The following is a 19,328-nucleotide window of genomic DNA, read 5'->3' on the forward strand; positions in this document are numbered from 1 at the left end:
GTCGCGGGACCGGAAGCCCGGTCACGCGGAATGATTACAGCAGGTCGCCGATCATTTTTTCCAGTTTGCCCTGGTCAACAGCAAACTTGCGGATACCGTCCGCCAGCTTGTCTACAGCCATTGGATCCTGGTTGTGCTGCCACAGGAACTCGGATTCCGTGATGCGCTCTGGGCGCGCTTTCACTTCACCGGTGTAGGACAGCTTACGCTCGATCGTCCCTTCGCTCTCTGCCAGCTCTTTCAGCAGCGCAGGCGCGATGGTCAGGCGGTCACAGCCAGCCAGCTCGATGATTTCACCGACGTTACGGAAGCTTGCGCCCATAACCACGGTCTCATAGCCGTGCTGTTTGTAGTATTCGTAGATTTCAGTCACAGAAACCACGCCTGGATCTTCAGCTGGTGCGTACTCTTTCTTATCGGTGTTGGCTTTGTACCAGTCCAGAATACGGCCCACGAACGGAGAAATCAGGTATACGCCCGCTTCTGCACATGCACGCGCCTGCGCGAAGGAGAACAGCAGGGTCAGGTTACAGTTGATACCGTCTTTTTCCAGCTGCTCGGCCGCGCGGATACCCTGCCAGGTGGAAGCCAGTTTGATCAGGATACGGTCGTTGCTGATGCCCGCGTCGTTGTACAGTTTGATCAGACGTTTCGCTTTCGCGATAGACGCTTCGGTGTCGTAGGAGAGACGCGCATCCACTTCGGTAGAGATACGGCCAGGAACCAGCTTCAGGATTTCCAGACCGATGTTCACGGCCAGCTTGTCGGTGGCATCCACAATCTGCTGCGCGCGGTCGTTGCTCTGTGCTTTCGCCCAGGTCACTGCGTCGTCAATCAGTTTGCGATACTCAGGGATCTGTGCGGCGTTAAGGATCAGAGAAGGGTTGGTTGTGGCATCCTGCGGCTGGTACAGCTTCATTGCCGCGATATCTCCGGTGTCAGCTACGACAGTGGTGAACTGACGAAGGGAGGTCAATTTATCCGTCATGATAGTGTTTCTCTTTTAACGTGCCCTGGATAATTCACGCTACCGACAGCATGCCTGCAGCGGAAAAATGACAGGTTTACTTGTTAGGGGGATGTAACCGGTCTGCCCTGATGATAACACGACGGAGGGGTAGCGCAACCGCAGACAGTGCGCTTAGGCAGAGTATGATAAACTGGAAATATTAACAGGCTGCTAAGCAACAGCATGCCCAATCAGTGGTAGCGCTTACATATTCACGTTGGCATCAACAAGAGGGACGTTAATGCCTGATTTCTTTTTCTTTATTAACGAAGTCCTCTGGGGTTCGATAATGATTTACCTGCTTCTGGGAGCAGGTCTCTGGTTTACGCTACGCAGCGGGTTTATCCAGTTTCGCTATATCCGCAAGTTTGGCAGAAGTCTGAAAAACAGCGTCACGCCCCAGCCGGGCGGATTAACGTCGTTTCAGGCGCTCTGCACCAGCCTGGCGGCACGCCTCGGCAGCGGCAATCTGGCGGGCGTTGCGCTCGCCATCAGCGCCGGCGGGCCTGGCGCGGTCTTCTGGATGTGGGTGACGGCGCTACTCGGGATGGCCACCTCCTTTGCCGAAAGTTCGCTGGCGCAACTCTACAAAGAGAAGGATAAAAGCGGACAGTTTCGCGGCGGTCCCGCCTGGTACATGGCGCGTGGCTTAGGCATGCGCTGGATGGGCATCCTGTTCTCGCTTTTTTTACTGCTCGCGTACGGTCTTATTTTTAATACCGTCCAGGCGAACTCGGTCGCCCATGCCCTGAGCTACGCCTTCTCCTGCCCGGAGTGGCTCGCCGGTCTCGTTTTAGCCCTCGTCGTACTGCTCACCATATCTGCCGGTCTCAAGGGCATCGCCCGCCTGATGCAGTGGCTGGTTCCCATCATGGCGCTGCTCTGGGTTGTCGCGAGCCTGTTCGTCGCCGCACTGCATATCGACCTGGTGCCGGGTGTGATGGCGACCATCGTCAAAAGCGCCTTTGGCTGGCGCGAGGTGGCCTCCGGGGCGCTGGGCTACACCTTCAGCCAGGCGCTGATGGCGGGTTTCCAGCGCGGCATGTTCTCCAATGAAGCCGGTATGGGGTCAACCCCTAACGCGGCCGCCGCAGCCGCTTCCTGGCCGCCGCACCCGGCCGCGCAGGGCATTGTGCAGATGATTGGCGTCTTTACCGATACCATTATCATCTGTTCCGCCAGCGCCATGATTTTGCTGCTGGCAGGCCCCGTGCCGCATTCCTCTGGCACCGCCGGGATACAGCTTCTCCAGCAGGCGCTGGTGAACCTGACGGGCGGCTGGGGAGCAGGATTTGTCTCGCTCATCCTGACATTGTTTGCCTTCAGTTCGATTGTGGTGAACTACCTCTACGCTGAAAATAACCTTATTTTCCTGAAGCTCGACTCCCGCGCCGCCATCGGGACGCTGCGCCTGGGGGTCATACTGATGGTAATAGCAGGCTCCCTGCTCAGTATGCCGCTGGTCTGGCAGCTGGCCGATATCATTATGGCGCTGATGGCGATCACGAACCTCACGGCGATCCTGCTGCTCTCCCCCGTGGTGAGCCTGATTGCCAGAGACTATCTGCGTCAGCGCAAACTCGGCGTTCCGCCGGTCTTTGATCCCGCCCGCTATCCCGATATTAAGGCGCAGCTTGCCCCCGGCACGTGGGATGATTTGCCCCGGCAATAACAGCTATCGATCAATCCAGGGCGATTTTTTGCTAAAGTCGCTCTAAATTTCCTGCAAGGACTGGATATGCTGATTCTGATTTCACCTGCAAAAACGCTCGACTACCAGAGCCCGCTCGCCACCGAGCGCTATACCCAGCCTGAACTGCTGGACTATTCCCAACAGCTGATCCGCGAAGCGCGCAAGCTCTCCGCGCCGCAAATCGCCTCGCTGATGAGCATCAGCGACAAGCTGGCCGATCTTAACGCGACCCGCTTTCACGACTGGCACCCGGATTTCACCCCGTCTAACGCTCGTCAGGCGATTCTGGCGTTTAAGGGCGATGTTTACACAGGCCTGCAGGCGGAAGATTTTAGCGAAGCCGATTTCGATTTTGCCCAGCAGCATCTGCGCATGCTCTCGGGCCTGTACGGCGTACTGCGCCCGCTGGATCTGATGCAGCCGTACCGTCTGGAGATGGGGATTCGCCTGGAGAATGCCAAAGGCAAAGATCTGTACCACTTCTGGGGCGATATCATTACCGACAAGCTGAATGCGGCGCTGCGCGCCCAGGGCGATAACGTAGTGATTAACCTGGCGTCAGATGAATACTACAGGTCGGTGAAGCCGAAAAAACTGGATGCCGAAATCATCAAGCCGGTATTCCTCGACGAGAAGAACGGCAAGTTCAAAGTGATCAGCTTCTACGCCAAGAAAGCGCGCGGCCTGATGAGCCGCTACATCATCCAGAACCGCCTGACGAAGCCGGAACAGCTGACCGGATTTAACAGCGAAGGCTATTTCTTTGACGAAGCGTCGTCAGGGAAAGGTGAGCTGGTGTTTAAGCGCCACGAGCAGTAAAAAACAAACCCCGCCTGCTGGCGGGGTTTTGCATTAGTGGTGTTTCCAGTCCGGGCCGCGATCGTCGCGGTGGTCATCGTGATGATGGTCATCATGACGATCGTCATGTTTACGATGCTCATCATGTGGACGCCAGTGGTTATCGCGCCAGTCATAGTGCGCCTTCCACCAGTCATGGTCGCGCCAGCGGCCGCCGTCCCAGTAGTGCCCGTTGTTATCCTGGTCGCCAATCTGCAGTTTGACCGCAGGGACGAGGGTGATTTCAGATGCCTGTACCGCCATGGGAGCGACCAGCATCAGTGAAAGCGCAATCAGCACAGGTTTCAGTGTAGACATCGGTGACTCCTTATTAACATTGCCCAGCGTGGGCCGATGTAAGGAGATTACGCGAGGGGAACGGGGGATGTTATTCTCTGCAATCCTAAACGCTAAGTGACCGCATTTATTGGGAATTTCTGCTTTTTCCCTGCTATTTTTCTCCTTAATTTCTTCACAAAAAAGCCGGGTGAGTGCTGCTGTTGCCGGGTGACGCTGCGCTTACCCGGCCTACATTCTGAGCCGTTGTAGGTCGGGTAAGCGAAGCGCCACCCGACAAAACATCACGCGCGGGTCATCATCAGCTTACGCAGCGCGGCAAAGTCTGCCGGCAGCTCATGAGACAGCAGCGGCAGGTCGGCACGCTCGGCCAGCTCTTTCGGCAGCGGCAGCGTTTCGCCGAGGATCGCTTCCACGCTCTCTTTGAACTTCGCCGGATGCGCGGTGCCGAGGAACAGACCATATTCACCCGGGTTAAGCTGGTCGCGCAGCGCGCGGTAGGCAATCGCCGCGTGCGGCTCAGAGGTATACCCCACCGCCTTCAGCTCGCGCATCGTCGCTTTGGTGGTCTCATCCGTCACCGCTGCGTAGCCCAGGTCACCCAGACGCCAGATCTTACGGCGGAACAGCTCTTCCACGCGCGGCCAGTTGTTCGGCTGGGACACGTCCATCGCGTTGGAGAGCGTCGCCTGCGTGGCGTTCGGCGCCCACTTCCCGTCCTTCAGGAAGCGCGGCACGGTGTCGTTGGCGTTGGTGGCGGCGATAAAGCGCTTCACCGGCAGCCCCAGGGACTTCGCCAGCAGGCCCGCCGTCAGATCGCCGAAGTTACCGCTCGGCACGGAGATCACCAGCTGGTTGCGCGCTTCCTGCGGCAGCTGCGCCACCGCTTCGAAGTAGTAGCAAATCTGCGCCAGCAGACGGCTGATGTTGATGGAGTTGGCGGAGTTCAGACCCAGGGCCACCTTCAGCTCTTCGTCGTCGAAGGCCTGCTTGACCAGCGCCTGGCAGGCATCGAAATCGCCGTCGATGGCGACGGTTTCAATGTTGCCGCCGAGGGTGCAGAACAGTTTCTCCTGCAGCGGGCTGATTTTGCCTTTCGGATACAGGATCACCACGCGGACGTTTTTCAGGCCGTAGAACGCGTGGGCCACCGCCGCGCCGGTATCGCCGGAGGTAGCGGTCAGAATGGTCACCGGCTTGTCGCCGCTGATGTGGGTCAGCATCTGCGCCATAAAGCGGCCGCCGAAGTCTTTAAACGCCAGGGTTGGGCCGTGGAACAGCTCCAGGCAGCCAACGTCAGGCTCCACCTGCTGAACCGGCGCAGGGAACGCAAACGCCGCGCGCACGCGCTCTTCCAGCAGCGCCTGCGGGATTTCGTCACCGATAAACGCAGAGAGAATTTTGGTGCTGCGCGTGACAAAGTCCTGCTTCAGCAGCTCGTCGATCTCGGTCAGCTGGAATTCCGGCAGGTCGTGCGGGAAAAACAGCCCCTGATTTTTGCCCAGTCCCTGAGTCACCGCCTGCGCGAAGCTGACCTGCTCGTTATGATCTTTAAGGTTGTAGAGTTTCATTAATTATCCCAGTACTCGTGCGCCAGCCGTGTCCAGACGGCAAATATGAACAAAGCCTTCCTGATTTTGCAGGTAGTGTTTAGAGAGCCAGTCCGCCACGCGCTGCGCGGTGTCAGGCTTGTCGCAAAGGGCGAACAGCGTCGGGCCGGAGCCGGAGATGCCGCACGCCTGCGCGCCGATATCCATTGATGCCTGTCGCGCTTCGTTAAAGCCGGGCAGCAGCTTCGTGCGGTACGGCTCGGCAATGACGTCCTTCATCAGTTTGGCCGCCAGCTGCGGCTGACGGGTGTAGCAGGCGTGGATAAAGCCCGCCAGATGACGCCCGTGGGCGATACAGTCCTGACGACGATACTGCGCGGGCAGGATCGCACGCGCTTCCGCGGTAGACACCTTAATGCCCGGATAGGCCAGCACCCAAAGCCACTCATCAAACCCTGGCACCTGCTGGCTGATGATGCCATTTTCTTCGATCATCAGCTGCATGCCGCCGAGGAAGCACGGTGCCACGTTGTCATAGTGAATGCTGCCGGAAATGCGCCCTTCCAGCTCGCCCATTAATCCCAGCAGGCGGTTGTTGTTCAGCGGCTTGCCGCAGTGCTCGTTCATCGCCACCAGCGCGGCGACCACCGAACAGGCGCTGGAGCCCAGGCCCGAGCCGATCGGCATACTTTTTTCCAGCGTCATGGCAACCGGCACGTTTTTGCCGATCTCCTGACAGAAGCGTTCCCAGCACTGATAGACGATATTCTCGCGCGGGTCGGACGGCAGCTTGCTGGCGAAGCGGCCCACGTTGTTCAGGCTGAAGCTGTCTGCCGCTTCCACCGTCACCGTATCGCCCAGCAGCGAACCATCCACCGGCGTCACCGCCGCGCCCAGCACGTCAAATCCGACGCTCATATTCGCGCTGGAAGCCGGGGCATAAACTTTGACCATGTTAAACTCCTAACTTCCATGACAGGGTGCGCAGCAGATCGGCAAACACACCCGCCGCCGTAACATCGTTCCCTGCGCCATAGCCGCGAAGCACCAGCGGCAGTGGCTGATAATAGTGGCTGTAAAACGCGAGGGCGTTTTCGCCGTTTTTGACTTTGTACAGCGGGTCGTTGCCGTCCACTTCAGCAATCTTCACCCGGCACACGCCATCTTCTTCAATGTTGCCAACATAGCGCAATACCTTACCTTCATCACGGGCTTTCGCCACGCGCGCGGCAAAAGCATCGTCAAGCTGGGGTAAATTCGCCATAAAGGTGCTGACATCACCGCTGCTGTCAAACTCGGTTGGCAACACGGGTTCAATCACAATATCCGAAAGCTCCAGCTCGCGGCCCGTTTCGCGCACGAGGATCAGCAGCTTGCGCGCCACGTCCATACCGGAGAGATCGTCACGCGGATCCGGCTCGGTATAGCCCAGCTCGCGCGCGGCGCGGGTCGCTTCCGACAGGCTCATGCCCTCGTCCAGCTTGCCGAAGATAAACGACAGGGAGCCGGAGAGAATGCCGGAGAAACGCTGCAGCTCGTCGCCCGCGTTAAGCAGGTTCTGCAGGTTCTCGATAACCGGCAGGCCCGCGCCCACGTTGGTGTCGTACAGGAACTTGCGGCGCGACTTGCTCGCCGCCAGGCGCAGCTGGTGATAGTAATCCATCGACGAGGTGTTGGCCTTTTTGTTCGGCGTCACCACGTGGAAACCTTCGCGCAGGAAGTCCGCGTACTGGTCGGCCACCGCCTGGTTCGAGGTACAGTCGACGATCACCGGGTTAAGCAGGTGATACTCTTTTACCAGACGGATCAGGCGGCCCAGGTTAAACGGCTCTTTTGCCTCACTCATCTCGGTCTGCCAGTTTTCCAGGTTCAGGCCGTGGACGTTGGTCAGCAGCGCTTTGGAATTCGCGATGCCGCAGACGCGCAGATCGATATGTTTCTTCTTCAGCCACGCCTGCTGGCGCTTCACCTGCTCCAGCAGCGCGCCGCCTACGCCGCCCACGCCAATCAGGAACAGCTCGATGACCTGATCGGTGTTGAACAGCATCTGGTGAACCACACGAACGCCGGTGGTGGCATCGTCGTTATCCACCACCACGGAGATTGAACGCTCTGACGAGCCCTGGGCAATCGCCACGATGTTAATATTGGCTCGCGCCAGCGCGGCAAAGAACTTCGCGGAGATGCCGCGCAGGGTGCGCATGCCGTCGCCGACGACAGAGATAATTGCCAGACGCTCCTGAATCGCGAGCGGCTCCAGCAGTTCTTCTTTCAGCTCCAGATAGAACTCTTCCTCGAGCGCGCGGCGGGCGCGCAGGCAGTCAGCCTGCGGCACGCAGAAGCTGATGCTGTATTCGGAAGAGGACTGGGTGATCAGCACCACCGAGATCCCGTTGCGGGACATGGCCGCAAAGACGCGCGCCGCCATGCCGACCATCCCTTTCATTCCTGGGCCGGAGACGCTGAACATCGCCATGTTATTCAGGTTGGAGATACCTTTCACCGGCAGGCCGTCCTCATCGGTGCTCGCGCCAATCAGCGTGCCCGGCGCCTGCGGGTTACCGGTGTTTTTAATGAGGCAAGGGATCTGGAACTGGGCAATCGGGGAGATGGTACGCGGGTGAAGCACTTTGGCGCCGAAGTAGGAAAGCTCCATCGCTTCCTGGTACGACATCGACTTCAGCAGCCTGGCGTCCGGTACCTGGCGCGGGTCGCAGGTATAGACCCCGTCAACATCAGTCCAGATCTCACAACAGTCCGCGCGTAAGCAGGCAGCCAGCACGGCGGCGGAGTAGTCGGAGCCGTTACGGCCCAGCACCACCAGTTCGCCCTTCTCGTTACCGGCGGTGAAGCCTGCCATCAGGATCATGTGGTCAGCGGGAATTTTGCTGGCGGCGATACGGCGGGTTGATTCGGCAATATCAACGGTGGATTCGAGGTAGTGGCCCACCGCCAGCAGTTTTTCAACGGGATCGATCACGGCCACGCGATGGCCGCGCGCTTCCAGCACGCCCGCCATGATGGCGATAGAGAGTTTTTCGCCCCGGCAGATCAGCGCCGCGTTGACGCTGTCCGGGCACTGGCCGAGAAGGCTGATGCCGTGAAGGACGTGTTTGATTTGCGCGAATTCCTGCTCAACGAAGGACTTCAGCTGGGCATGTGGGAAGCCGGGCAGCGCCTCTGCCAGCCCCTGCAGCAGGTCAGCGAAAATACGCTCTGCGTCGCTGATGTTCGGGAGTGCATCCTGGCCACCGATGGTTTTTTCAATCATCGCCACCAGATGGTTCGTGATTTTCGCCGGGGCAGAGAGCACGGTCGCAACCTGCCCCTGCCTGGCGTTGCTTTCCAGGATATCGGCAACACGCAGAAATCGCTCTGCATTTGCCACTGATGTACCGCCGAACTTCAACACTCGCATGGTTCTACCTCGTTTCCTTTAGCCGAAAAAAAAGCCCGCACTGTTCAGGTGCGGGCTTTTTTTTGTTTTTCCTGTACGCGTCAGCCCGCATCGTTACCTGTGGTAATGATGGTGGTTGTGGTAATGGTGGTGATGCTGATGCGTTTCATGGATGTTGTGTACTCTGTCATTATTATCTGTCTGTGCTGTATTCTTTTAGGGTTAAAGGATTGGGCACCTTAAGTCAACGAATTTTTAATTTGATCACAATTCGGGAAGCTCTTACGTCCCGCTGTTTGACGATTTATTTTCATCCGATTCCCCCAGATGCAACCCACACACACAGACTTATCCGCCATAGTAAAAACTTATGGCAGTGTTTTACTCGGCTAATTTTTTTTCAACGTCATGCAGCAAACGGTGCAGCATTGCCGTATCCCGTTGCTCAAGTCGCCCGAGACGCTGGTGCAGCCAGTCGGCCATTTTTTGATCGTCAGCGACATCCAGATGCACTAACAGCTTATCCACGCGAGCGCGAAGTGCGGCCAGCTGGTTTTCATCGGTTCCTGTACTTTGCGGCTGGGGAATTTGTATTAAGGATGCTAATTGATAGCAATACACCATGACCGCCTGACCTAAGTTCAGGGAGGGATAATCCGCGACCATCGGCGCACCGGTGAGAACGTCAGCCAGTTCCAGCTCTTCGTTGGTGAGCCCGGAATCTTCGCGGCCAAATACCAGCGCCGCTTTCTCCAGCCACTGGCTTTTCTCTGCCAGCATCGGCACCAGCTCGGCAGGCGTGGCGTAGTAATGGAACTTCGCCCGGCTGCGTGCGGTGGTAGCCACGGTAAACGAAATGTCATGCAGCGCGTCGGCAAGCGTAGCGTAAGTGGTTATATTATCGAGAATATCTCCCGAGCCGTGCGCCACCCAGCGGGCGGCGGGCTCCAGATGCGCCGTGCTGTCCACAATACGCAAATCGGTAAAGCCCATGGTCTTCATGGCGCGCGCGGCAGCGCCTATATTTTCTGCTCTCGCTGGGGCAACCAGTACAATCGACAGATGCATTTATGCTCTCTTTTTAATCAGTTAGCCGGTAAAAATGTGATGCACTTCAACATATTACGCAGCGCGAATTTACAAAATTGCAACACAAATCACCGAAATAGCGTTTCACAACAAATTAAAAACGCTAAACTATTCCTTGTCTGAACAATCAGTTAGAATGTTAACAGAACACTATTATCCCTATGTTTTATAATGATAATAGCGATATGAATACCCTATTCTGATTGGATTCGCTTCGTTTATAAATCAATGTCCGCAACTAGTTGGTTTATTGAAAAATTGTGACAAAGGCTAGCATTCGGCTACGATGATTTCATCAAACTGTTAACGTGCTACAATTGAACTTGATATATGTCAACGAAGCGTAGTTTTATTGGGTGTCTGGTGTCACTTAGCCTGTTATGTTGCTGTTAAAATGGTTAGGATGACAGCCGTTTTTGACACTGTCGGGTCCAAAGGGAAAGTACCCAAGACCAAGCTAATGATGTTGTTGACGTTGATGGAAAGTGCATCAAGAACGCAATTACGTACTTTAGTCACGTTAAGCCGATCATGTTAATTTGCGACATGCATCAGGCAGGTCAGGGACTTTTGTACTTCCTGTTTCGATTTAGTTGGCAATTTAGGTAGCAAACATGCAGACCCCGCACATTCTTATCGTTGAAGACGAGTTGGTAACACGCAACACGTTAAAGAGCATTTTCGAAGCAGAAGGCTACGATGTCTTTGAAGCGACCGATGGCGCAGAGATGCATCAGATCCTTTCTGAAAATGATATCAACCTGGTGATCATGGATATTAACCTGCCGGGCAAAAACGGTCTTCTTCTGGCGCGCGAACTGCGCGAGCAGGCGAACGTCGCGTTAATGTTCCTGACGGGCCGTGATAACGAAGTTGATAAAATTCTTGGTCTGGAAATCGGTGCGGATGACTACATCACCAAGCCGTTCAATCCACGCGAGTTAACCATTCGTGCACGCAACCTGCTGTCCCGCACCATGAACCTGGGTACGGTCAGCGAAGAGCGTCGTAGCGTCGATAGCTACAAATTCAACGGCTGGGAACTTGATATCAATAGCCGTTCGCTGATTAGCCCGAACGGTGAGCAGTATAAACTGCCGCGCAGTGAATTCCGCGCGATGCTGCACTTCTGCGAAAACCCGGGCAAAATTCAGTCCCGTGCAGAACTGCTGAAGAAAATGACCGGCCGTGAGCTGAAGCCGCACGACCGTACCGTAGACGTGACCATCCGTCGTATTCGTAAGCATTTCGAATCTACGCCAGATACGCCGGAAATCATCGCCACGATCCACGGCGAAGGGTACCGTTTCTGCGGCGATCTGCAGGAGTAATCCCGCACGTCAGGCAGTATAAAAAACGGCGCTTATGCGCCGTTTTTTTATTCCCTCCACGGCATAATCGGCACCGCGCTGATCGCATTTTTCGGTGAGCCCTCTACCACTTTGTCTGAATAGGCGAGGTAGGCCAGGGTGTTGCGTTTGGCATCGTAGAAGCGCACCACCTGCAGCTTTTTGAACACCAGCGAGGTCCGTTTCTGGAATACCACGTCGCCCTGCGCTTTGCCGTTTTTAATTTTATCGCTCAATTCAACCGGCCCTACCTGCTGACACGATATCGCCGCGTCAGAGGTGTCTTCCGCCAGCCCCAAACCGCCTTTGATACCGCCCGTTTTCGCGCGGCTGACGTAGCAGGTGACGTTTTTCACGTCGGGATCGTCAAACGCCTCCACCACGATTTTGTGGTCCGGGCCAAACATTTTGAACACGGTATCGACGGAACCAATCTGTTCCGCCTGTGCAGCGCGCCCGACCATCAGCATCAGCGCGGTGAAGATCAAAGTCTTGTATTTCATATTGTTACCATTCTTTAAAATTACACTGAGCGATTATTCAACACTTTAGACAAAAATGTAGCAAGATCACAGGATTAGAATATATCTGCCTGTAATGTGCGCCAAAAAGCATGAATGCGCAAAAAAAACACTGAATGCTAAAACATCAAAAAATGCTATTATCCGCTAACCTGTTATCAGGCACCTGCTGTTTTAAGGATGAGGATAGTATATGGATCAGGCTGGAATTATTCGCGACCTGCTCACCTGGCTGGAAGGTCATCTCGACCAGCCTTTGTCACTGGATAATGTGGCGGCTAAAGCAGGCTATTCCAAGTGGCATCTGCAAAGGATGTTCAAGGATGTCACCGGTCATGCTATCGGGGCCTATATTCGCGCGCGTCGTTTATCGAAATCTGCTGTGGCATTGCGCCTGACCGCGCGGCCGATTCTGGATATTGCCCTGCAGTATCGTTTCGATTCACAGCAGACGTTCACCCGCGCCTTTAAAAAACAGTTCTCGTTAACGCCTGCGCTGTATCGCCGCTCGCCTGACTGGAGCTCGTTTGGCATGCGCCCGCCGCTGCGTCTGGGCGAGTTCGCGATGCCGAAGTATGAAATTATTACCCTGCCGGAAACCCATCTGATCGGTACAACCCAGAGCTACTCCTGCTCCCTGGAGCAGATCTCCGAGTTCCGTCATCAGATGCGCGTTCAGTTCTGGCGCGATTTCCTGAGCCACGCACCGGCGATCCCGCCCATCCTGTATGGCCTCAACGAAACGCACCCGAGCCAGGAAAAGGACGACGAGCAGGAGGTGTTCTACACCACCGCGCTGACGCCAGATATGGCCAATGGGTATGTTCAGGGGTCTAAGCCTGTCGTACTGGAAGGCGGCGAATACGTGATGTTCGCCTATGAAGGTCTGGGAACGGGCGTTCAGGAGTTTATCCTGACCGTTTACGGGACCTGCATGCCGATGCTGAATCTGAATCGCCGTAAAGGTCAGGACATTGAGCGCTACTACCCGGCGCAGGATGCCAAACCGGAAGAAGGCCCAATCAATCTGCGAATGGAATTCTTGATTCCGATACGTCGTTAACGCTGCAGTTCATCAAGCGCAGGGGCATCAAGATGCGAAATGTCCCCTGCCATCTCCACGACCCATCCCGATGCCAGCCATGCGCTTTCCTGATAATCAATGCGGGAAATAGAGCAGTTGCGCAGACGCAGACGGCGCTCGGCGTAAGCCGGTAATCCCAGAATGGTGCTCACCAGGCAACCCAACGCAATCCCGTGACTCACCAGCAGCGGACGGCTTCCCGCCGGAAGCTTCAGGCATTCCGCCAGCGCGGCATGCATACGTACGCTGAGCTCCTGCATGGATTCGCCTTCAGGAATGCGGCCATCTTCGGTACCGTTCACCAGCGTGCGGCGCCAGCCCTCTTCCGTTTCCGTCAGCGTATCGATATGGCGTTTTTCCAGCACGCCCATATCCAGCTCGCGCAGGCGCGGCTCAAGCAGTACGTCACAGCCGCAGGCATCTGCGATGATGCGCGCCGTCTGCTGTGTGCGACCTAAATCGCTGGTAATCACGTGGGTAATGCCCAGCGTTCTGGCACGCTCCGCCACCTGCCACGCTTGCTGCACGCCCTTCTCAGTGAGAGGACTGTCTGACTGGCCTTGAATACGTCGCTCGGCGTTCCACTGCGTTTCACCGTGGCGAACAAGGTATACCTGTAACATGCTTTTTTTCCGTTATACTGCGATGAGTTTTTTTTGAATCGAGCTTAATTATGCACCATGTTGTCTCTGCTACCACTAATCCTGCCAAAATTCAGGCAATTCTAAGGGCATTTGACGAGATCTTCGGCGCAGGATCCTGCCATATTGAGGCTATCGGCGTCGAGAGTGGCGTGCCTGAACAGCCGTTTGGCAGCGAGGAAACGCGCGCTGGCGCACGAAATCGCGTGGCAAACGCCAGAGCTGCCGCACCGGATGCTGACTTTTGGGTGGCGATTGAAGCCGGGATCGACGAAGGCGCAACCTTTAGCTGGGTAGTGATCGAAAGCCGCGAGCAGCGCGGTGAAGCGCGTTCGGCTACCCTGCCGCTTCCAGAGATCATTCTGGAAAAAGTTCGCGCGGGGGAAGCGCTCGGGCCGGTGATGTCGCAGTACACCGGCATTGATGAGATCGGTCGTAAAGAAGGGGCGATTGGCGTCTTTACCGCAGGCGCGCTGACCCGTTCAGGCGTTTACCACCAGGCGGTGATCCTGGCGTTAAGCCCGTTCCATAACGCGATTTATCGTTAGGCATTTTTCAACAACACCGCTTCCAGCCACTGGCGCAGCTCAACCGGTGCCGACTTCAGGCTGTTCGATCCGCGGGTGATCGTCGCGATGCCCGCGCCCAGCTCATTTTTCAGCTCGCGCTGGCTCATCTCGCCGCGCAGCAGCTCTTCAATGATCCGCACGCGCGTGCCCAGCGCCTCGCGCTCGTCCGGCGTGAGCATCAGCTGCATCAGGGGTAAATGCAAATCCTGCTCGTAAGACTGGCGAAGCAGCTCCACAAAACGAAGCCACTCCTGATGACGTTGTTCGGCCATGGCCGAGGAATACGGGGAATGCTGGGTCATGTTATGCTGCCTCTTGTACTCATTAGCGAGTACAGCATAACACAACCCACGCCGATCAGTAACGTCTCTGCCACTCGGCATCGCTCATCAGGGTATCTTTCTGCCCCATGAAGTAGCGATAGTAGGCGTCATAGGCCAGCACGTTCTTCACGTAGCCGCGCGTTTCCGAGAACGGAATGCTCTCAACAAACGCCACGGCGTCGATGCGTCCGGCGCTGTTGCCGAGCCAGGTACGCACGCGTCCAGGTCCCGCGTTATAGGCCGCCGACGAGAAGATGCGGTTATTGCCGAACTGCTGATAGACGTACTGCAGGTAGCTCGTGCCGATGTTGATGTTGGTATCCGGATCCAGCAGCTGTGACGGGCTGCTGTATCCAGGGATGTTAAACATCTTCACCGCGTGCGTCGCCGTGCCCGGCATAATCTGCATCAGCCCGCTGGCACCCACCGGAGAACGGACCTTCGGGTTCCAGGCACTCTCCTGACGAGCAATCGCCATCGCGTAGCTTTGCGGGATATCTTTACCGCTGGTGTAGCGATCGAAGAGATCTTTATACGCCAGCGGGAAACGCTCCTCGAGATGATCCCACAGCTTACCGGCGATCGTCGCCTGCACGCTGAGATCCCACCAGTGGTTATCAAAGGCATAGCGGGCAAGCTGGGCTTTCTCGTCGGTGGTGCGGCTGGTCACCAGGTTCGCCCACTCGCTGCGCGCGGTGTTATCCATATTCCAGTACATCAGCTCGCGCACGCGCGCCATCTCTGGCCCCTGCGTCAGCGCCGGGTTCGCGTTGGCAGGCGCTTTATCAATGCGGAAGGTGTACTCCTCGCCCAGGCGCTGCGCGGCGGCCATCGGGTAGAACCCGCGCTGCTGCATCAGCGCATGAAGGATCTCTTTGGCCTCATCATCACGACCGCGCTCCATCAGCAGATCGGCCTGCCAGTAACGCCATTCGTCTTTCTCTTTGGCCTCCATTGGCAACCGCGCGAGCCAGGTATTGAGCCCACGACGATCGCCCGTACCCAGCGCCATGCGCACGCGGCGCTCCACCAGCGACGTGGAGTTCGAACGCATAATGGCATCGTCTCGCCAGCGCGCCTGTTCGTCGGTCACGTCGGTGCCCATCAGTCGCCACGCCACGATATCGCGCAGCTCCTGGGTTTGCTCCTCATTGAGCTGCTGCGCCTGCACCAGCTGCGGGATCATCAGCCGCGCGTTTTCCACGTCGTCACGCGCCACGCTGGCAAAGGCGACCGCCGCCATCTGACGGGTAAAATCGGTCGCGCCCGTACTGCGGGCAAAGGTCAGGACGCTGTTCGGATCGTTTGCCAGCGAGATAACTGCGGTGGAGATCGTCTGGTAATCGGACGGCATCTGCCCCGCCAGCGTGGTCACCAGACGCGTGTTGCCGGCCTTCATCGCCAGACGGATGCGCTCAAGGTAGGCCAGCGGATCCTGCCTGCCGGAGGCGCGCCACGCGCCGAACAGAGAATCGCAGGCGTTCGGCTGATTTTTGCCGGTCAGCCAGAGCTCTTTCGCCCCGGCCCAGGCTTCCTCCTGCTGTCCAGTCGCCCATTTCGCATAGTAGTAGTTACACTGCGCTTCGGTGGTATTTGGCTTTTCAGGGCTAAACGCCAGCAGTCCGCGCCAGTCTTCCCGACGCGCCAGCTCATTCACAAAACGAGACTGAAGATTTCGGGCTGGCGGCAGGGTCGGGTTCGCCTGAATGAAGTTATTTACGGTAACGGTAGGCTGGTTCATGAGATCGTCCGTGATCTGGCGATACTCCAGATACGGATACAGCGGATAATCCTTGAGCGTCGGCATCAGCGCCTGCACGGTATCCATCTGCTTGTTGTCCCACGCCTGTTTAATCTGAGCGTAGCGATTACGTTGTTCGTCCAGTGAATCGGCATGCACCGCCTGGCTTACCGCCATTACGCATACGCTGGCAGCCAGCAGACGCCAGACCACCCGTTTGGCTTTTTCCACACGCTCTTCCTCATTGTTTTTTTTCGTCAATTGCAGCGTCTTGCCACGTCAAAGTCTCATTAACCTATGCTAACCAGGCATCCCTCAACGCGCCACGTCATGGACACTTTTTTACCTTTCCTGCGCGTTTTAACACTCCCGACGTTCCTGGCTGGGATTAGGGCGTGAAAAAGGCTACACTTCGAGGCTGAAATTCCTTCTCATTACGATAAAAGAGGCGAAGTCCAACGTGGCTCAATTCGTTTATACCATGCATCGTGTCGGCAAAGTTGTCCCGCCGAAACGTCATATTCTTAAAAATATCTCGCTGAGCTTCTTCCCGGGCGCAAAAATCGGTGTTCTGGGTCTCAACGGTGCCGGTAAGTCCACCCTGCTGCGCATCATGGCCGGCATTGATACAGACATCGAAGGTGAAGCCCGTCCGCAGCCCGGCATCAAGATCGGCTACCTGCCGCAGGAACCTCAGCTGAACCCGGAACACACCGTGCGTGAATCCGTTGAAGAAGCGGTTTCCGAGGTGGTTAACGCCCTGAAAGGTCTGGATGAAGTGTATGCCAAATACGCCGAGCCGGATGCGGACTTCGACAAGCTGGCCGCGCAGCAGGGCAAGTATGAAGAGATTATCCAGGCGCACGACGGTCATAACCTGAACGTGCAGCTGGAGCGCGCGGCTGACGCCCTGCGCCTGCCGGACTGGGATGCGAAAATCGCGAATCTCTCCGGTGGTGAGCGCCGCCGCGTGGCGCTGTGCCGCCTGCTGCTGGAAAAACCAGACATGCTGCTGCTGGACGAACCGACCAACCACCTGGATGCGGAATCCGTGGCGTGGCTGGAGCGCTTCCTGCACGACTTCGAAGGCACCGTTGTGGCGATTACCCACGACCGTTACTTCCTCGACAACGTCGCCGGCTGGATCCTGGAGCTGGACCGCGGGGAAGGTATTCCGTGGGAAGGCAACTACTCCTCCTGGCTGGAGCAGAAAGATCAGCGTCTGGCACAGGAAGCTTCTCAGGAAGCGGCGCGTCGTAAGTCTATCGAGAAAGAGCTGGAGTGGGTGCGTCAGGGTGCGAAAGGCCGTCAGTCTAAGGGCAAAGCCCGTCTGGCGCGCTTCGAAGAGCTGAACAACACCGAATACCAGAAACGTAACGAAACCAACGAACTGTTTATTCCACCTGGAGCACGTCTGGGGGATAAAGTGGTTGAAGTGACCAACCTGCGTAAGTCTTACGGCGACCGCCTGCTGATCGACGATCTGACCTTCTCCGTACCGAAAGGCGCTATCGTCGGGATCATCGGTCCGAACGGCGCGGGTAAATCGACCCTGTTCCGCATGATGTCCGGTCAGGAACAGCCTGACAGCGGCTCCATCACGCTGGGCGAGACCGTGAAGCTGGCGTCCGTTGACCAGTTCCGTGACGCGATGGACAACAGCAAAACCGTGTGGGAAGAGGTTTCCGGCGGTCTGGATATCATGCGTATCGGCAACACCGAGATGCCAAGCCGCGCCTACGTCGGCCGCTTCAACTTCAAAGGCACCGACCAGGGCAAACGCGTGGGCGAGCTGTCCGGCGGTGAGCGCGGTCGTCTGCACCTGGCGAAGCTGCTGCAGGTGGGCGGTAACGTGCTGCTGCTCGATGAACCAACAAACGACCTGGACATCGAAACCCTGCGCGCGCTGGAAAACGCCCTTCTGGAGTTCCCGGGCTGTGCAATGGTTATCTCGCACGACCGCTGGTTCCTGGACCGTATCGCGACCCACATTCTGGACTATCAGGACGAAGGTAAAGTGGAGTTCTTCGAAGGTAACTTCACCGAATACGAAGAGTACAAGAAACGCACGCTGGGCGCCGACGCGCTGGAGCCGAAGCGTATTAAGTACAAGCGTATTGCTAAGTAAGTGCCCAAAAAGCCGGGTGGCGCTCACGCTTACCCGGCCTACGGTTCTGCGCTGTTTGTAGGTCGGGTAAGGCGAAGCCGCCACCCGGCTTTTTTTATTTGCCCACGTAATACCGCTTCACCTCGTCAAACTGCATCGCAAACTCGATATAGCTCATCAGCGCGGGTGAGTTCAGCTTCCGGCTCGGGTAGGCCAGCCACAGGTCGTTCCCTTCAACGTTCCACTCCGGCAGCACCTGCACCAGCGCGCCCTTTTCAACCTTATCTTCCAGCATAAAGGCGGGCAGCAGCGTGATCCCCGCTCCGGCCATCGCGCACTCGCGGGCGTACACCAGATTATCGGTCATGTGCGCGTTATCCGGCAGATAGCGATAATCCTCATTCTCGCTTCGCAGAAGCCACTCCGACCACGCCCGGTGCGTAATGCTTCGATGCTCCACCAGCTGACGGGGATGCGTTAGCGGCTCCCGGCGCGCCAGATAGCCCGGCGAGGCCAGCATGTAGCGCGGGCAGTGCCCGATCATTCGGCCAATCAGGGAGGAGTCCTGCGGCTTGCCGGTACGCAGCGCCACGTCAAACCCGGACTCGACCAGGTCTAAGACGTCATCGGAGATCGACACATCCAGCGACACGTCGGGATAGCGAAGCTGGAACGCGGCATTCATATGCGCCAGCAGCGTCGCCCCAATCCCTGCCGGACAGGTGATGCGCAACCGTCCGCTCGGGTTTTCGCGCAGCCGCTGAATGGCATACTCCGCCCGCTCGCTGGCCGCCAGCATTTCGCGGCAGTGCACCAGATAGTGCTCGCCCGCAAACGTCAGGTTCAGCCTGCGCGTGGTGCGGTTCAGCAGGCGGATCCCCACCTGCTGCTCCAGCTGGCTGATGCGCTGGCTCACGCTGGATTTCGGCAGTTCGGCCTTCTGAGCGGCAGCGGTAAAGCTGCCCATCTCTGCCACCAGCGCGAACAGCGCCATATCCTGCAGCTGTTTAAACATGATTGTTCACCCTGTACGAACGCTGAGTTCTTGATTGTCCATCTTATCACGCAGCTGGCCACTTAATAGACTAGCCTCAATAAAACGCATGCCATTGAGGAGCACA

19 protein-coding genes and 1 other annotated feature are annotated in these 19,328 nt (G+C 57.0%); of the genes, 6 read left to right on the forward strand and 13 right to left on the reverse strand.

All coding sequences use genetic code 11. The annotated features are described in order from the left end of the window. Positions 1 to 34: 34 nt before the first annotated feature. Positions 35 to 988 carry a transaldolase gene (gene tal / locus ACMWKK_RS15965; RefSeq protein ID WP_045327620.1) on the reverse strand — a complete coding sequence of 318 codons (954 nt, stop codon included), beginning with the start codon at positions 986 to 988 and terminating at the stop codon, positions 35 to 37. A gap of 262 nt (positions 989 to 1,250) precedes the next feature. Between tal and ACMWKK_RS15970 the strand changes: the two genes are divergently transcribed. Next, positions 1,251 to 2,681, forward strand: coding sequence for an alanine/glycine:cation symporter family protein (locus ACMWKK_RS15970; protein ID WP_045327619.1), 1,431 nt, complete (start codon positions 1,251 to 1,253; stop codon positions 2,679 to 2,681). A gap of 66 nt (positions 2,682 to 2,747) precedes the next feature. After that, entirely contained in the window at positions 2,748 to 3,521 is a 774-nt protein-coding gene (gene yaaA / locus ACMWKK_RS15975; RefSeq protein ID WP_112781622.1) for a peroxide stress protein YaaA, read from the forward strand. Between the two features lie 33 nt (positions 3,522 to 3,554). Here yaaA and ACMWKK_RS15980 read toward each other — a convergent pair whose 3' ends face one another. From ACMWKK_RS15980 to yjjY, 7 genes are all read right to left on the reverse strand, one after another. Continuing rightward, the gene (locus tag ACMWKK_RS15980) at positions 3,555 to 3,857 is read right to left on the reverse strand and encodes a DUF2502 domain-containing protein (protein ID WP_045327616.1); all 303 of its coding nucleotides are present in this window, start codon (positions 3,855 to 3,857) and stop codon (positions 3,555 to 3,557) included. 263 nt (positions 3,858 to 4,120) lie between these two features. Then, complete coding sequence (gene thrC, locus ACMWKK_RS15985; RefSeq protein WP_045327615.1) at positions 4,121 to 5,407, reverse strand: threonine synthase; 1,287 nt, start codon at positions 5,405 to 5,407, stop codon at positions 4,121 to 4,123. Positions 5,408 to 5,410: 3 nt separating this feature from the next. Further along, positions 5,411 to 6,340, reverse strand: a complete 930-nt coding sequence (thrB, locus tag ACMWKK_RS15990) for a homoserine kinase (protein WP_023310337.1) — start codon at positions 6,338 to 6,340, stop codon at positions 5,411 to 5,413. Position 6,341: 1 nt separating this feature from the next. After that, entirely contained in the window at positions 6,342 to 8,804 is a 2,463-nt protein-coding gene (gene thrA / locus ACMWKK_RS15995) for a bifunctional aspartate kinase/homoserine dehydrogenase I (protein WP_112781621.1), read from the reverse strand. A gap of 24 nt (positions 8,805 to 8,828) precedes the next feature. After that, positions 8,829 to 8,946 (reverse strand) — a sequence feature (Thr leader region). Beyond that, positions 8,885 to 8,953, reverse strand: coding sequence for a thr operon leader peptide (gene thrL, locus ACMWKK_RS16000; protein ID WP_072039575.1), 69 nt, complete (start codon positions 8,951 to 8,953; stop codon positions 8,885 to 8,887). (Overlaps the previous feature by 62 nt.) A 211-nt stretch (positions 8,954 to 9,164) precedes the next feature. After that, positions 9,165 to 9,851, reverse strand: a complete 687-nt coding sequence (locus tag ACMWKK_RS16005; RefSeq protein ID WP_112781620.1) for a tRNA/rRNA methyltransferase — start codon at positions 9,849 to 9,851, stop codon at positions 9,165 to 9,167. Between the two features lie 399 nt (positions 9,852 to 10,250). Continuing rightward, positions 10,251 to 10,391, reverse strand: a complete 141-nt coding sequence (yjjY, locus tag ACMWKK_RS16010; protein WP_085928893.1) for a protein YjjY — start codon at positions 10,389 to 10,391, stop codon at positions 10,251 to 10,253. Positions 10,392 to 10,486: 95 nt separating this feature from the next. Here yjjY and arcA point away from each other — a divergent pair, with 95 nt between their 5' ends. Further along, positions 10,487 to 11,203, forward strand: a complete 717-nt coding sequence (gene arcA / locus ACMWKK_RS16015) for a two-component system response regulator ArcA (protein ID WP_003856501.1) — start codon at positions 10,487 to 10,489, stop codon at positions 11,201 to 11,203. 47 nt (positions 11,204 to 11,250) lie between these two features. On the opposite strand, the gene creA is transcribed toward arcA, so the two are convergent. Then, positions 11,251 to 11,724, reverse strand: coding sequence for a protein CreA (gene creA / locus ACMWKK_RS16020; RefSeq protein WP_045284830.1), 474 nt, complete (start codon positions 11,722 to 11,724; stop codon positions 11,251 to 11,253). A 211-nt stretch (positions 11,725 to 11,935) separates the two neighbouring features. On the opposite strand from creA, the gene robA reads away from it, so the two are divergent. Continuing rightward, on the forward strand, positions 11,936 to 12,805 hold the full coding sequence (robA, locus tag ACMWKK_RS16025; RefSeq protein ID WP_045327609.1) for an MDR efflux pump AcrAB transcriptional activator RobA: 870 nt from the start codon (positions 11,936 to 11,938) through the stop codon (positions 12,803 to 12,805). Here the strand turns inward: robA and gpmB are convergent. After that, complete coding sequence (gene gpmB / locus ACMWKK_RS16030; protein ID WP_013095504.1) at positions 12,802 to 13,449, reverse strand: 2,3-diphosphoglycerate-dependent phosphoglycerate mutase GpmB; 648 nt, start codon at positions 13,447 to 13,449, stop codon at positions 12,802 to 12,804. The two genes, robA and gpmB, sit on opposite strands and share 4 nt — an antisense overlap. Before the next feature lie 50 nt (positions 13,450 to 13,499). Here gpmB and yjjX point away from each other — a divergent pair, with 50 nt between their 5' ends. Then, a complete protein-coding gene (gene yjjX, locus ACMWKK_RS16035; RefSeq protein ID WP_008502058.1) occupies positions 13,500 to 14,015 on the forward strand; it encodes an inosine/xanthosine triphosphatase in 516 nt (171 codons plus the stop codon). Here the strand turns inward: yjjX and trpR are convergent. Beyond that, positions 14,012 to 14,338, reverse strand: coding sequence for a trp operon repressor (trpR, locus tag ACMWKK_RS16040; protein ID WP_021240574.1), 327 nt, complete (start codon positions 14,336 to 14,338; stop codon positions 14,012 to 14,014). The two genes, yjjX and trpR, sit on opposite strands and share 4 nt — an antisense overlap. Before the next feature lie 55 nt (positions 14,339 to 14,393). After that, positions 14,394 to 16,331: a murein transglycosylase gene (gene sltY, locus ACMWKK_RS16045; protein ID WP_161656298.1), complete on the reverse strand. Its 1,938-nt coding sequence runs from the start codon at positions 16,329 to 16,331 to the stop codon at positions 14,394 to 14,396. A gap of 229 nt (positions 16,332 to 16,560) precedes the next feature. On the opposite strand from sltY, the gene ettA reads away from it, so the two are divergent. Further along, positions 16,561 to 18,228, forward strand: coding sequence for an energy-dependent translational throttle protein EttA (gene ettA / locus ACMWKK_RS16050; protein WP_006810191.1), 1,668 nt, complete (start codon positions 16,561 to 16,563; stop codon positions 18,226 to 18,228). Positions 18,229 to 18,322: 94 nt separating this feature from the next. On the opposite strand, the gene ACMWKK_RS16055 is transcribed toward ettA, so the two are convergent. Continuing rightward, positions 18,323 to 19,222, reverse strand: coding sequence for a LysR family transcriptional regulator (locus tag ACMWKK_RS16055; protein WP_045327607.1), 900 nt, complete (start codon positions 19,220 to 19,222; stop codon positions 18,323 to 18,325). Between the last annotated feature and the right edge of the window lie 106 nt (positions 19,223 to 19,328).

The organism is Enterobacter sp. 01-M-03-SI-ECC, from assembly GCF_047530215.1.
Classification (GTDB): Bacteria; Pseudomonadota; Gammaproteobacteria; order Enterobacterales; family Enterobacteriaceae; genus Enterobacter; species Enterobacter chengduensis.

What these genes read in the sequence shown, in the direction of transcription:
- thrA (WP_112781621.1), bottom strand. Translation starts at nt 8,804, where the DNA reads ATGCGAGTGTTGAAGTTCGGCGGTACATCAGTGGCAAATGCAGAGCGA.
- yaaA (WP_112781622.1), top strand. Translation starts at nt 2,748, where the DNA reads ATGCTGATTCTGATTTCACCTGCAAAAACGCTCGACTACCAGAGCCCG.
- tal (WP_045327620.1), bottom strand. Translation starts at nt 988, where the DNA reads ATGACGGATAAATTGACCTCCCTTCGTCAGTTCACCACTGTCGTAGCT.
- gpmB (WP_013095504.1), bottom strand. Translation starts at nt 13,449, where the DNA reads ATGTTACAGGTATACCTTGTTCGCCACGGTGAAACGCAGTGGAACGCC.
- robA (WP_045327609.1), top strand. Translation starts at nt 11,936, where the DNA reads ATGGATCAGGCTGGAATTATTCGCGACCTGCTCACCTGGCTGGAAGGT.
- arcA (WP_003856501.1), top strand. Translation starts at nt 10,487, where the DNA reads ATGCAGACCCCGCACATTCTTATCGTTGAAGACGAGTTGGTAACACGC.
- thrB (WP_023310337.1), bottom strand. Translation starts at nt 6,340, where the DNA reads ATGGTCAAAGTTTATGCCCCGGCTTCCAGCGCGAATATGAGCGTCGGA.
- yjjX (WP_008502058.1), top strand. Translation starts at nt 13,500, where the DNA reads ATGCACCATGTTGTCTCTGCTACCACTAATCCTGCCAAAATTCAGGCA.
- creA (WP_045284830.1), bottom strand. Translation starts at nt 11,724, where the DNA reads ATGAAATACAAGACTTTGATCTTCACCGCGCTGATGCTGATGGTCGGG.
- ACMWKK_RS16005 (WP_112781620.1), bottom strand. Translation starts at nt 9,851, where the DNA reads ATGCATCTGTCGATTGTACTGGTTGCCCCAGCGAGAGCAGAAAATATA.
- ACMWKK_RS16055 (WP_045327607.1), bottom strand. Translation starts at nt 19,222, where the DNA reads ATGTTTAAACAGCTGCAGGATATGGCGCTGTTCGCGCTGGTGGCAGAG.
- ACMWKK_RS15970 (WP_045327619.1), top strand. Translation starts at nt 1,251, where the DNA reads ATGCCTGATTTCTTTTTCTTTATTAACGAAGTCCTCTGGGGTTCGATA.
- thrC (WP_045327615.1), bottom strand. Translation starts at nt 5,407, where the DNA reads ATGAAACTCTACAACCTTAAAGATCATAACGAGCAGGTCAGCTTCGCG.
- trpR (WP_021240574.1), bottom strand. Translation starts at nt 14,338, where the DNA reads ATGACCCAGCATTCCCCGTATTCCTCGGCCATGGCCGAACAACGTCAT.
- ACMWKK_RS15980 (WP_045327616.1), bottom strand. Translation starts at nt 3,857, where the DNA reads ATGTCTACACTGAAACCTGTGCTGATTGCGCTTTCACTGATGCTGGTC.